The sequence below is a fragment of the Enterococcus pallens ATCC BAA-351 genome (assembly GCF_000407485.1).
In the GTDB taxonomy this organism is placed as follows: domain Bacteria; phylum Bacillota; class Bacilli; order Lactobacillales; family Enterococcaceae; genus Enterococcus_A; species Enterococcus_A pallens.
Map to the genome: position 1 here is coordinate 30,235 of NZ_ASWD01000001.1, position 12,272 is coordinate 42,506.

General features: G+C 38.0%; 12 protein-coding genes. 10 read left to right on the plus strand and 2 right to left on the minus strand.

Annotation, left to right across the window (positions count from 1 at the left end):
• The first annotated feature begins 41 nt into the window (after nucleotides 1-41).
• The 4 genes from I588_RS00145 to I588_RS00160 all read left to right on the plus strand — a co-directional run bounded on the left by I588_RS00145 (nucleotide 42) and on the right by I588_RS00160 (nucleotide 5,051).
• The gene (locus I588_RS00145; RefSeq protein ID WP_010756891.1) at nucleotides 42-1,154 is read left to right on the plus strand and encodes a linear amide C-N hydrolase; all 1,113 of its coding nucleotides are present in this window, start codon (nucleotides 42-44) and stop codon (nucleotides 1,152-1,154) included.
• A 21-nt stretch (nucleotides 1,155-1,175) separates the two neighbouring features.
• Nucleotides 1,176-1,937: an ABC transporter ATP-binding protein gene (locus I588_RS00150; RefSeq protein ID WP_010756892.1), complete on the plus strand. Its 762-nt coding sequence runs from the start codon at nucleotides 1,176-1,178 to the stop codon at nucleotides 1,935-1,937.
• Nucleotides 1,938-2,100: 163 nt separating this feature from the next.
• Complete coding sequence (locus tag I588_RS00155) at nucleotides 2,101-4,296, plus strand: ABC transporter permease (RefSeq protein ID WP_016250024.1); 2,196 nt, start codon at nucleotides 2,101-2,103, stop codon at nucleotides 4,294-4,296.
• Between the two features lie 32 nt (nucleotides 4,297-4,328).
• Nucleotides 4,329-5,051 (plus strand): dihydrofolate reductase family protein, encoded by a 723-nt coding sequence (locus tag I588_RS00160; protein WP_010756894.1) that lies wholly within the window; start codon nucleotides 4,329-4,331, stop codon nucleotides 5,049-5,051.
• 460 nt (nucleotides 5,052-5,511) lie between these two features.
• Here I588_RS00160 and I588_RS00165 read toward each other — a convergent pair whose 3' ends face one another.
• On the minus strand, nucleotides 5,512-5,874 hold the full coding sequence (locus I588_RS00165; RefSeq protein WP_010756895.1) for a MerR family transcriptional regulator: 363 nt from the start codon (nucleotides 5,872-5,874) through the stop codon (nucleotides 5,512-5,514).
• Between the two features lie 94 nt (nucleotides 5,875-5,968).
• Nucleotides 5,969-7,147 carry an MFS transporter gene (locus I588_RS00170; RefSeq protein WP_010756896.1) on the minus strand — a complete coding sequence of 393 codons (1,179 nt, stop codon included), beginning with the start codon at nucleotides 7,145-7,147 and terminating at the stop codon, nucleotides 5,969-5,971.
• Between the two features lie 271 nt (nucleotides 7,148-7,418).
• Between I588_RS00170 and I588_RS00175 the strand changes: the two genes are divergently transcribed.
• The 6 genes from I588_RS00175 to I588_RS00195 all read left to right on the plus strand — a co-directional run bounded on the left by I588_RS00175 (nucleotide 7,419) and on the right by I588_RS00195 (nucleotide 12,264).
• Complete coding sequence (locus tag I588_RS00175; protein ID WP_010756897.1) at nucleotides 7,419-8,201, plus strand: transporter substrate-binding domain-containing protein; 783 nt, start codon at nucleotides 7,419-7,421, stop codon at nucleotides 8,199-8,201.
• A gap of 16 nt (nucleotides 8,202-8,217) precedes the next feature.
• Nucleotides 8,218-8,877: an amino acid ABC transporter permease gene (locus I588_RS00180; RefSeq protein WP_010756898.1), complete on the plus strand. Its 660-nt coding sequence runs from the start codon at nucleotides 8,218-8,220 to the stop codon at nucleotides 8,875-8,877.
• Between the two features lie 11 nt (nucleotides 8,878-8,888).
• Nucleotides 8,889-9,620, plus strand: a complete 732-nt coding sequence (locus I588_RS00185) for an amino acid ABC transporter ATP-binding protein (RefSeq protein ID WP_010756899.1) — start codon at nucleotides 8,889-8,891, stop codon at nucleotides 9,618-9,620.
• A 16-nt stretch (nucleotides 9,621-9,636) separates the two neighbouring features.
• Nucleotides 9,637-10,476, plus strand: a complete 840-nt coding sequence (locus tag I588_RS00190; protein WP_010756900.1) for an aldo/keto reductase — start codon at nucleotides 9,637-9,639, stop codon at nucleotides 10,474-10,476.
• Nucleotides 10,477-10,581: 105 nt separating this feature from the next.
• Nucleotides 10,582-10,740: a hypothetical protein gene (locus I588_RS27520; RefSeq protein WP_010756901.1), complete on the plus strand. Its 159-nt coding sequence runs from the start codon at nucleotides 10,582-10,584 to the stop codon at nucleotides 10,738-10,740.
• Between the two features lie 87 nt (nucleotides 10,741-10,827).
• On the plus strand, nucleotides 10,828-12,264 hold the full coding sequence (locus tag I588_RS00195) for a glycoside hydrolase family 1 protein (protein WP_010756902.1): 1,437 nt from the start codon (nucleotides 10,828-10,830) through the stop codon (nucleotides 12,262-12,264).
• Nucleotides 12,265-12,272 lie beyond the last annotated feature (8 nt).

Genomic DNA, 12,272 nt, shown 5'->3' on the forward strand with positions numbered 1-12,272 from the left:
TCCTTTTATATAGAAGAAAAAAGAAGCACAAACTACTAAAAATGAAGGAGATAAGAACAATACTTATTAATAGAAAAAAATTCAAATATTGTGGGTTTGCCTTGTTCGCTCTTTTAAGTCTTTCAGCTTGTGGAAATTCATCAGATGTAGAAAAATCTGCGGGAAATGAACAGGCTCAAGACAAAGAACAGCTTATCTCACCCACAAAGAAAGTGACAGAATTAGAAGACGGACTTTCAACGGTCTCTTTTGAAGGCGATTATGGATTTGATACATTCTTAGAAAATGGTGGCGCCTCAAGTGATTCGGCAGTCGTTGATTTTTTAAGCAGCGAGTTACTAGGTCAGGTTTCCGGTTTAGCTTTTACTAGTAATGGTTTTGGCTGCAGCACACTTTCAGTAAAAAATAATGAGGGTCAGCAGCTTTTTGGCCGCAATTTTGATTGGCAGAAATCTAATGCCCAAATCGTAAAAGTTTCTCCCGAAAATGGCTATCGTTCTATTTCTACGGTTAATCTGGATTTTTTAGACGGCTATGATAACTATTTAAAACTAATTCCAGGAGAGGCTAAAAATATCCCAGTGATATACGCGCCCATGGATGGGATGAATGAAGAAGGCTTAACCGCCGCTGTTTTAGTCATTGAAGATTCTGATGTCATCAATCAAACGACAGAAAAACCCGATTTAACAACTACAACAGCTATTAGATTGCTGTTAGATAAAGCTGCTACAGTTGATGAAGCTATAGCTCTGCTTGAGCAATATGATATGAATTCATCAATGGGATTAATGGTTCACTTTTCACTTTCTGACCGTTCAGGAAAAAGTGTCGTGGTGGAATACGTTGACAATCAAATGATCGTAACTGAAACACCGGTTGTAACCAATTTTTATTTAGCCGAAGGCGAAAAAAAAGGGTTAGGCTCACAACAATCCCATGAACGTTTTGAGATTTTATCGTGGCAGCTAGAAGCAACACCGGTAATGGATGAGGAACAGGTAAAAAATGCTTTAGACAGCGTTAGTAAAGATGATTTTGGCGAGTTCGAGTCGACAGAGTGGAGTATTGTCTATAATCAGACTGCCGGACAGGTTCACTATTATCATAGAGAAAACTACGATAAACGCTTTATTTTTGAATTGGAGAAATAACTTAATGAAAGTAGAGAGGCTATGGCAGAAGTAATAATTGAAGCAGAGACAATAGTTAAGGAGGTAACCACCGGATCAACAAAAAACAGGATACTTGATTCGGTGAGCCTCCAGCTTTACAAGAATGATTTCACGGTAATTATGGGAGCATCAGGAGCTGGAAAATCGACGTTGCTTTATGCCCTAAGTGGGATGGACACGATTTCCAGTGGGATAGTAAATTTTCAAAAACAGGATATCACAAAACTTAACGAAAAAGAGCTGGCCAGTTTGCGCAGCAACAGCTTCGGCTTTATCTTCCAACAAACTCATTTGGTTAGTAATCTGACTTTATTTGAAAATGTCCTTGTTGCAGGCTATTTGAGTAAAAATATATCGAAGGACAGTGTGCAAAAAAAGGCTGCTCACTTAATGACTCAAATGAATGTGGAGCAAGCACGAAATCGACTTCCCAATCAGGTATCGGGTGGAGAGGCGCAGCGTGCAGCAATCGCACGAGCCATGATCCATCAGCCGGAAATACTCTTTGCCGATGAACCGACAGGTGCCTTGAATAAACAGAATACTGAAGAAGTGTTGAATTTACTGACAGAACTGAACAACTCGGAGCAAAGTATTTTATTGGTGACTCATGACGTGAAAGCGGCGATTCGCGGCAATCGAATTCTCTATTTAGAAGACGGCAAAATAATTGCAGAACTGTTATTGCCAAGCTTTGAAGTAGAAGAAATACAAAAAAGGGAACGGCAGGTAACCCAGTGGCTGCTTTCTCACGGTTGGTGATGACATGAAAGAAATGCTCATAATTATAAAGGGGAATTTTAGAAATCAAAAAGTAAGCTTGTTTAGCATATTTTTATTGGTTACGATCATTGCTCTTTTTTTATCCACTATCATAGCATTATGGACGAATACCCAATCCTATGAAGAGCAAGAGCTGAACCGCATGAATTATGGTGACATTACAGCTTGGGTATCTAATGTACCAAGGGATGTTCCTTTACTAGAATCATTGAGAGGGGTAGAAGGAGTTGCAAAGGCAGAGTACCAAGAGATTCTTTACTCCAATTATTCGATTGGAGAGACAAGAGCGGACAGTCAGGGCCAGTTATTAATTTATCAGCCGCAACGCTACGACTATAAGATATTCAATAATCTATTGACTGGATACAATGGATTAAATACCTCACTTAACCCTGGAGAGATTTACGTCTCACCAGCCTTAAATGCTTTGTATGGCTTAAATGTAGGAGATACCATTCATTTTTCAACTCTTCGTCAGCAGGAAGACAAGGCATTTCGTGTAAAAGGTTTTTTTGAAGATCCCTTTATGGGCAGCACGATGATAGATATGAAAAGTTTTCTTATCAGTGAGAATGATTATGCTGAGATACTCAATGAAACGCAACAAAATACAGCAAACTCATTGATTGAAGTTGGGGGGATGATTCATCTATTCCAAGAGTCTACCAGTCAACAATCTATGGCTGACTTTAATCAAGCTATCACCGAAGAAACTCAATTGAATCAGTATTCTCGGTCTGTGTATACAAAACCAGTTATATTGGGGTTCATGCTAATTTTACAGAAAATCTTTTCCGGTTTGTTGCTGGTATTCGTCGTTGTTTTAGTAATTATCATTCTGATAGTAATGAGCTATTGCATCAAAAGTACGATCGAACAAAATCGAAAAAATCTCGGTATTTTGAAGGCTCAGGGATTTACTAACCGGAAGATAAAAAACACTCAACTAGTTCAATATGCCTCGACAATTATTTTGGGTATGCTACTTGGAATTTTGATTGCTTCTTGGCTTATTCAACCAATCACGCAGACAATGGTAACGACATCGGGCATTCTCGTTCCAACTACACTACCCGTAAGGTTAATATTGGCTGTCCATGTGTTTCTTCTCTTACTGTTTATCGGTTTTATAGCTATCAAGCTACAGCGAATCAATCGCCTAAGTCCAATAGATGCCATTCAAAGAACGAGCGAGCAAGAGTATTCTCACCTAGGGTATACGTTGACTTCAAAAGGAAATTTAGAATTAAAGCTTACCTTTCGACAGCTAGTATCCAATAAGAAAAACTATATCAGTGTTGGCCTTGTAGCAATGCTCTTAGTCTTTTTTATTTCATTAGTAGTTCGCATGAATTCATGGCTAGGCCCTAATGGAGAAGGTATGATGGACGCTTTTAACCCCGCTGATTTAGACATTGGCGTTGAACGATTAGGACCAATTGACGAGCAAGAGATTGAACAACGGATTAATCAGCATACTACTATCGTGGATCAGTATGAGCTTGCAATGCCAACGGTGACAATACAAGGGATTGATTATACTGCGAATGTAATTTCTGAAACAGATCGTTTTCATTTAGTTCAAGGTAGAGCCCCAATAAATGAAGATGAAATTGTTCTAACCGAATTTACAGCAGAGAATTTAGCAGTCTCAATCGGCGATGAAGTAACGATTACTTATCAGCAGAATTCGCAAAGCTTTACCGTTTCAGGTATTTATCAATGCGCCAACGAAATGGGAAATAATCTGGGGATGTCTCGAGAAGGATTCAGTGCTTTTGGAAATGATGGCGGTCTTCAATGGTGCACGCATTATTTTCTATCCGATCCGCTTCAGAGTGATCACATTCTAAATGAGTTAAATCAGGAATTTGGCGGTGATATTCATGTTCATAAGAATACATGGTCAGGCTTAGAAGGTATTCTTACTGCGATGAAATTACTAATTCGTTTCATGTACGTTGTGGTCGCCTTATTCATCTTAATTGTTGTGCTCTTAACAGGTAGTAAAGTTCTACAAGCTGAACAAACAGATTTAGCAATTTTTAAGACGTTAGGTCTCACATCTCTCGTTTTACGAAGAATGTTTGCCTTACGGTTTACGATTGTAAGCCTGCTTGGGTCAGCCATTGGAACCCTCTTTACTAGCCTGTTTACTGATGCAATTGTCTCTAATCTTTTGAAGCTATCGGGTATTAGTAATTTCAGTTCCACAGTGTCAGTGACAAACAGCGTATTGCCTCTATTGATTGTAGTTACTTTGTTTACGATCTTCGCTTACCTTTTAGCCGCGAAAGTAAAAAGAGTCTCACCCATCCTGTTGATGGAAGAATTGTAAATTAAAATGTTGAAACAGAAAGGATAATACTAATGAAAAGACCATTTATTTTTTGTCATATGTTTGTTTCCTTAGATGGGAAAATTGAAGGACCTTATATGGACACAGAGGAAGCAACCGCTTCTGGAGATTTATTTTACGCTATTTCTTTTGGTGAAAAGCCTTATTATAAGCACCAAGGATGGCTTTCTGGCCGTGCTACTACCGATGATAATTTTACATTTTATGAAAAACCAGACTTGAAGGAAACGTTTTCTCCTGTTCCAGCTGGGGACTATATTATCAAGACTAAAGAACCTATGTACTATATTTCGATTGATCCCTCTGGAAGGCTTGGGTGGAAAAGCAATACGATTACGTATCGCGAAACAAAAGCGCAGGTAATTGAAGTACTAACTGAAGAAGTCAGTGATCAGTACAAAAGTTTTCTTCGTGATTTAGCAATTCCGTATATCATTGCTGGGGAAAGCAATGTAGATCCTGTTTTAGCTGTGGAAAAATTGAGTAATTATTTTCATATGGAGACAATTATGCTTGGAGGAGGAGGCGTTCTAAATTGGTCGTTTATTCAAGCAGGCATGTGTGATGAATTAAGTGTTGTTATGACACCCGTGGCCGATGGTTCTTCTGATAAGCCTTCACTATTCGATTCTCGAGAAGGTCTGTCTTCGACGACTCCGGTGGTGTTTGATTTGATAAACTGTCAGGTTGAACAAGATGGCACAATCTGGCTAAGGTATGCGGTAAAAAAATAGCCTGATACTCATAGTACTGAAAAAACGTAAAACCTAGATATTTGTACTAGGTTTTACGTTTTTTTGAGTGTTCCATATTGAATTGATCTTTAATTCAAAGGACTAAACCCATAATATGTATCAAAGGAGATTTATCTGAACTCGTATTATAATAGCTCAGAACGAATGCTTAATGTGAGCGTACTGAATGGATTAACTGGTAAGGGTACAGCTTTTTTCCGGTTATGTAAAAATAAAAAGATGTAAGAAGATTTACCGCTCGTTCCATTAGGTAAGGCAAGAATATTATAGGTAGTCCAGAGGCATAATCCTTGAAAATGTTGATAGTGGAGTAATCAAAAAACAGCTCGTTGTTGTAGGGTTATGCTGCAGCTAGCAGGACAAATAATATAATCACCCTCAAATTGAATGAATCCTTTATCAGCATAGTGGATAAAGGATTCATTTTCCCGTTAAAAATCTAAGGAATCTGTTTTTCACGAAGTTCATAATCATTGATCCTACTTGCTAAATTTTTCATCGTTTCTTGAATTTCATTACATTTGCATTGTAAATTGCTTAATTCTTCTTTGAGCAGCTCCTTTCGAGCGGGAATCGTTTCGTTTCCTTGTGTACAGAGAGTTGCGTAATCTATCAAGGACTCAGAAGGTAGCCCAGCTTTCATCATATAACGAAAAAAATCGATCCATTCTAAATCCAGCTCTGTATAAACTCGAGCACCATAGCGGTCACGTTTGATTTTGGGAATAAAGCCCATTCGTTCATAGTAACGTAGCGTTTTGGGTGTTAGTCCGGTTTTCTCTGAAACAGTTAAAATATCCATTAATGTTCCTCCTTCCTTCAATTTTCTTCTAGTGTAAGGGTTAATCCAAAGGTGAAGTCAATAAAAAAAGAAGCAAAACTGCTTCTTTTTTTATTTATTTTGTAACCGTGGCATTTTGTGATTTTTTTAATTCAAGTGAATTTCGGAAGACAATCGATAATATGCTAACAATCAAGAAGGCAATTGCTCCCAAGAGTGTGAAGCGTGTATCAAAGACGGTGATTAGCATACCGCAAATCAAAGGTCCGAAGGTTGTTCCTAAATTCGCTGCGGTCAAAAACAAACCATTGGAAAAGTCCGGTGCTTCTGGACCAGCTTCAGAAATTAGGTATTGATTGACGTTAGCGGCAATTCCCGCTAATACACCGAGTAACGTAATAAGTACGATAGCAACAAAACTGATATTACCTAATACAAACAATAAAATGTATGTTGTAATCAGTGCGAAGGGTAAAACAAAGATCGATTTTTTGGCATTGATCGTTAAAATTCGACCGGCAATAACATTTCCTACAATATTTGTCAGTCCATATATCAATAACACAAAACTAATTGTACGAGAAGACATAAGTGTAACTGTTTCTAAATAATCTGATAGGTAGCTATAGAACCCAAATACGGCACCATTAAGAAGAATCACTGTGACAATAGAAACCAACATTTCAGGCTTTTTCAAGACACTAACTTGTTTCCCATAAGAAAGACGGGTCGTTACAGGAATAGATGGGACAAAAATGATTGTTGCGATGAGCATCGCACCATTAACTACGGCAAAGAATACCATCGACATCGCAAATGAAATCTCAGTTGCAATAAAGCTTGTAACCGGCACGCCTAAAACCATCCCAGCTGAAACACCGATAAACACTTTCGATACAGCTTTTGCTGATTCATGAGAGGGTACCGAGGTTCCTGCAACAGTTAGTGCCATCGATACATAAATTGGATGGAAGGCTGCCGGAATAACCCTTGCTAATAATAATACAGTGAAATTTGGTGCAAAAACGGAAACAATGTTACTTGCTGTAAATATTGATAAGGCCAGTACCATGACAGTTTTTCGATTAACTTTTGAAAAGGCTAAGGGCATCGTTGGTCCTGCAATAGCTACGATAAGTGCAAAAGCACTAACCAACAAACTTGCAGTAGGAACACTGACATCAAACTCTTGAGCTATCAAGGGTAAGATTCCTATAATCCCCATCTCGGTGTTCATGATTCCAAATACACCGATTGTTAAAATCACTATCAATAAGCTTGTATTTTTTTTCAAATTTATTCGCTCCTTTTTTTGTTGTAAACAGATCATAAAGGTTAACCTTGAGGTCAAGTCAAGGAGTAAATTCAGTTTTTTTGCTTTTTTTGTTGCAAGTACCGATCAGTCAAGCAAAAATCCTTCTTTATCTGATCATTAAAATAAAATCCCTACTATATAATTCAACAAATTCTCTCATAGAATAAAAAATATTCGCTTGACTTAATCTTAAGGTTAAGGAATAGAATCTAGACATCAATTAAATGCTGAACGTATTGGAGGAGACAAAATGAAAAAATTGATAACAGCTGCCCTGTTACTTACAATGCTAGTTTTAAGTGGATGCAGTAATAACTCTGCAAATAGTACTGACTCTTCAGGCAACGAAGACTCAAAAGTACTCAGAATCGGTACAGAAGGATCGTATCGGCCGTTTTCTTATCGAAATGATGACGATCAATTAGTTGGTTATGATGTTGAAGTCGCTGAAGCTGTAGCAAAACAGATGGGTTACACAGCGGAATTTCACGAGGCACCTTGGGATTCTATGCTCGCAGCTTTCGATGCAGGGCGAACAGATGTGATTTTTAACCAGGTAAGTATCACTGATGAGCGAAAAGAAAAATACCATTTTAGTGAACCATACAGTGTCGCTCACATAGCCCTGATCGTGAATGAGGAAAACAATACAATCAAGGACTTCTCGGATCTTTCTGGCAAAAGCGTGGCACAAACTATCACCAGCAACTTTGCCAGAATGGCGGAAGAAGAATATGGGGCAACCATCGCTAGTGTTGAGACGTTTAATAATTCTTTTGATTTAGTGATGAGTGAGCGTGCAGATGCCACTTTAAATGATGATGTCATTTTTTATGATTATATGAATCAGCAGCCCGATACACCATTGAAAATTGCTGCGATTTCGGAAGAAGGCTTGCCAGCCGCTGCTTTACTTCATAAAAATGACGATGATTTACTGGAACAAGTCAATCAAGCACTGAAAGAATTACAAGCAGACGGCACATTGAAGGAGATTTCTGAAAAATACTTCAACCGAGATATTACCAACTAGTTTAAGGAGGTAGCTTATGGAACGATCGTTAGAAATTGTTCAAGCGTCCCTGATGCCGTTATTGGCTGCATTTATTGAAGCAACTGTTCCCTTGACGATTATTTCTTTTGTTATTGGATTACTGATTGCATTAGTGACCGCCTTGGCAAGGATTTCTAAAAGCAGGTTGTTGAACGTGATTTTCTATTTGTATGTTTGGATCTTTAGAGGAACCCCGCTGCTGGTTCAGTTGTTTATTATTTTCTTTGGATTACCTTCTATTGGAATACAACTAAACTCATGGACAGCAGCAATCATTGCTTTTTCACTAAATACTGGAGCCTACGCATCAGAAACTATTCGTTCAGCCATATTGGCCATTCCAATAGGACAATACGAATCTGCCGTTTCTCTGGGAATGAGTCAATGGCAAATATTTTCACGCATCATTGCTCCCCAAGCGCTTAAGATTGCTATTCCGCCTTTATCAAATAATTTTGTAAGTCTGGTAAAAGATACATCTTTAGCAGCAAGTATTACAATCGTTGAAGTGTTCCTCACAGCACAAAGAATTGCTGCTAGAACTTATGAACCATTATTAATGTATTGTCTTGTTGCTGTCTATTACTTAACTTTTTGCACCTTATTAAACTATTTGCAAGTGGTTTTGGAACGGCAAATGATGCGTTACGATTAGGGAGGATAACTATGCTAGAAATAAAAAACCTAACGAAATCCTACAAGCACCAAGTAGTTTTAAAAAATATTAGCGCTTCTTTTCGAGAGGGAGAGACGACCGCAATACTTGGTCCTTCAGGTTCAGGAAAGAGCACGTTGCTTCGCTTAATCGATTTATTGGAGGAACCTGATAGTGGGAAAATAGTGATTGAAGACAAAGAGCTGGTTTTTCCCAGTAAACTATCTTTTAAAGAAAAAAGTCATTATCGGAAGTACTTTAGTATCGTTTTTCAAGCGTATAATTTATTTCCTCATTTCACCGTTTTGAAAAATATTACGGAGGCGCCAATTCACGTTAAAGGGTTGGACAGAAAAATGGCTGAGACCGAAGCGGTTCAATTACTGAAACAAATTGGTTTAGAGGATAAAACGAACGCGTATCCTGCTCAATTATCTGGAGGTCAGCAACAAAGAGTTGCTATCGCAAGAGCCTTAGCAATGAAGCCGGAGTTCATTTTGTATGATGAACCTACAAGTGCCCTTGATCCTGAGCTTTCTAATGAGGTGTTATTGACGATTCAGAGATTGGCTGAGACAGGAAACTCGCAGATCGTGGTTACTCATAATTTGGATTTTGCTGAGAAAGCGGCAGACCGGATCATTTTTATGGATCAAGGTGAGATACTATTTGATGGAACGGCGGAGTTCTTTTTCAAAAACAAAGATCCTCGTATCAATCAATTTATTCAAAAGATTGCTTAGAAGAAAGGGACTAGATATGAATAAGGTTTGTATAGCTGGACAATATGTTCACCCTATCGGTATCGGTACTTGGGCGATAGGAAGTGACCCAAATAAACGAGACCAAGAAATAAAAGCTATTCGAGCAGGACTAGATCAGGGTGCTCAGGTTATCGATACTGCTGAAATGTATGATTCAGAGGAGCTTGTTGGAGAAGCAATCAAATTATATGATCGAAAAAAATTATTTCTCATTTCCAAGGTACTTCCATCGAATGCTTCAAAAAGAAAACTAGCTACCAGCTTAGAAAAAAGTTTACAGCTACTAGGAACCGACTATTTAGATCATTATATGCTTCATTGGCAGGGAAATTACTCATTCATAGAAACCGTCATGGCATTAGAGGAACAGAAAAAAAGAGGATTAATCCGCTCATGGGGTGTCTCAAATTTAGATACCGAAGAGTTAAAACAGGTTTTGAGCCTTCCTTCTGGTAAAAATTGTGCATCAAATCAGGTGAGGTATAACCTAAAAGATCGAGGAATTGAATATGATTTACTTCCATATATGAGAGAACAGAACATACCACTAATTGCTTATGCGCCAGTCGCAAAGGGGGATACTCTTGGCAAGAAGCTGTCCGAACAAAAAGTTCTAATAGAAATTTCGAATCAGCATAATTGTGATGTTTTCCAATTATTACTAGCTTGGTGCATTAGAGACAAACGAACCATTGCCATACCGAAATCCAGTAAGGTTGAGCATATGGTAAACAACATAAAATCAGCAGAAATTACATTGAGCAAACAAGAATGTGCGCTTATAGATCAGTATTTTGTACCACCAACCAAAAAGGAAATGCTGGCATTGTGGTAGAAAAATAGATTTAAGTGTTGACTTAATGTAGAGGTTAAGTGCTAATCTTTAAAATCATAGTGGGAAAGATAATTACAGGTGTTTTATGAAAAAGGAGCAACATTCATGTATAAAGTCATTCGGAAAGATTCAAAACAAATGGTTGAAGAAAAATACTTTGACAAGCATCGAGAAGCTCTGTGCTTCGCGACTGATTATAAAAAAATGAAGAGTAGCCAAATTTTTAAAAAAGGCCAGTTATTAGCAGAATTCAAAGGGAAATAATCGCACTATTGATAGTCAGGATTAACTAGAGTAGTTTTACAGAACACTCTTCTACTAGTTAAAAGGATAAGAAATGGAGGCAAAATAATGAGCTTTAAAGAGAATTTTTTATGGGGTGGCGCAACAGCTGCAAATCAATGTGAAGGTGCCTATGATGTAGATGGTAAAGGGTTGTCAGTGGCAGATGCAATGCCGGGGGGAAGAGATCGCTTTCCAATTATTTCTTCACCAGAATTCAATTGGGAAATTGATTTAGAAAAGTACAATTATCCAAATCATTTAGGGGTGGATCACTACCATAGATATAAAGAAGATATCGGTCTGTTTGCAGAAATGGGCTTTAAATGTTATCGCTTTTCAATCGCATGGAGTCGAATTTTTCCAAAGGGCGATGAAGCGGAGCCAAATGAAAAAGGATTGGCTTTTTATGATCAAGTTATTGATGAATGCTTAAAACATGGTATTGAACCTGTGGTGACAATTTCTCACTATGAGATGCCTTTGTATCTGGCTAAAGAATATGGTGGTTGGAAGAATCGAGAAATTATTGGCTTTTTTGAAAATTATGCCAAGGCTCTATTTGAACGTTACGCAAGCAGAGTGAAGTATTGGATGACCTTCAATGAAATTAATTCTGCAATGGAATTTCCCGCACTATCACAGGGCTTGATTGTTTCTACAGGAGCGGAGGATTATACGAATCGCTTTCAAGCATGGCATCATCAATTTGTAGCTAGTGCTTTAGCAGTAAAAATTGGAAAATCTCTTCGTAAAGACATCCAAATTGGGTGTATGCAAATTTATGCTCCCCTGTATGCATTTGATAGTAATCCCATTAATCAATTTGCATCTCAGCTAAAGCAACGTGCATTTGATTATTTTACAAGTGATGTTCAGGTAAGAGGTTATTATCCTACCTACCTAGATCAATTATTAAAAGAATATGATGCTGAGTCACCTAAAATGGAGCCTGGTGATGAAGAGCTGCTTAGAGAAAATACGGTTGATTATATTGGTTTCAGCTATTACATGAGTATGGCTATTAATGAAACAAGTGCCGAAGACAGCGACCCTGCATCAGGAAATCTGATGCAAGGAGTAAAAAATCCGTTTTTAGAGGCAAGTGAATGGGGATGGCAAATTGATCCTCTTGGTTTGAGAATTTCTCTGAACGATCTTTGGGATCGATATCAAGTGCCACTATTTATAGTAGAAAATGGTTTGGGCGCTAAAGATGAAGTGAATGAAAATGGTGAAATCATCGATGATTACCGGATCGATTACATGGCTAAACACATATCTGCGATGCATGACGCTGTGTTAGATGGTGTTGATTTAATGGGCTATACCCCATGGGGCTGTATTGATTTAGTGGCGGCTTCGACTGGTGAAATGAGTAAGCGCTATGGGATGATTTATGTGGATTTAGATAATGAAGGAAAAGGCACCTTGAATCGAAGTAAGAAAAAATCATTTAACTGGTATAAAGAAGTCATCGAGACAAATGGTCAATCAGTCTTGTAGTCTTCTAA

What these genes read in the sequence shown, in the direction of transcription:
- I588_RS00180 (WP_010756898.1), top strand. Translation starts at nt 8,218, where the DNA reads ATGGAACGATCGTTAGAAATTGTTCAAGCGTCCCTGATGCCGTTATTG.
- I588_RS00195 (WP_010756902.1), top strand. Translation starts at nt 10,828, where the DNA reads ATGAGCTTTAAAGAGAATTTTTTATGGGGTGGCGCAACAGCTGCAAAT.
- I588_RS00165 (WP_010756895.1), bottom strand. Translation starts at nt 5,874, where the DNA reads ATGGATATTTTAACTGTTTCAGAGAAAACCGGACTAACACCCAAAACG.
- I588_RS00160 (WP_010756894.1), top strand. Translation starts at nt 4,329, where the DNA reads ATGAAAAGACCATTTATTTTTTGTCATATGTTTGTTTCCTTAGATGGG.
- I588_RS00145 (WP_010756891.1), top strand. Translation starts at nt 42, where the DNA reads ATGAAGGAGATAAGAACAATACTTATTAATAGAAAAAAATTCAAATAT.
- I588_RS00190 (WP_010756900.1), top strand. Translation starts at nt 9,637, where the DNA reads ATGAATAAGGTTTGTATAGCTGGACAATATGTTCACCCTATCGGTATC.
- I588_RS27520 (WP_010756901.1), top strand. Translation starts at nt 10,582, where the DNA reads ATGTATAAAGTCATTCGGAAAGATTCAAAACAAATGGTTGAAGAAAAA.
- I588_RS00175 (WP_010756897.1), top strand. Translation starts at nt 7,419, where the DNA reads ATGAAAAAATTGATAACAGCTGCCCTGTTACTTACAATGCTAGTTTTA.
- I588_RS00150 (WP_010756892.1), top strand. Translation starts at nt 1,176, where the DNA reads ATGGCAGAAGTAATAATTGAAGCAGAGACAATAGTTAAGGAGGTAACC.
- I588_RS00155 (WP_016250024.1), top strand. Translation starts at nt 2,101, where the DNA reads ATGAATTATGGTGACATTACAGCTTGGGTATCTAATGTACCAAGGGAT.
- I588_RS00185 (WP_010756899.1), top strand. Translation starts at nt 8,889, where the DNA reads ATGCTAGAAATAAAAAACCTAACGAAATCCTACAAGCACCAAGTAGTT.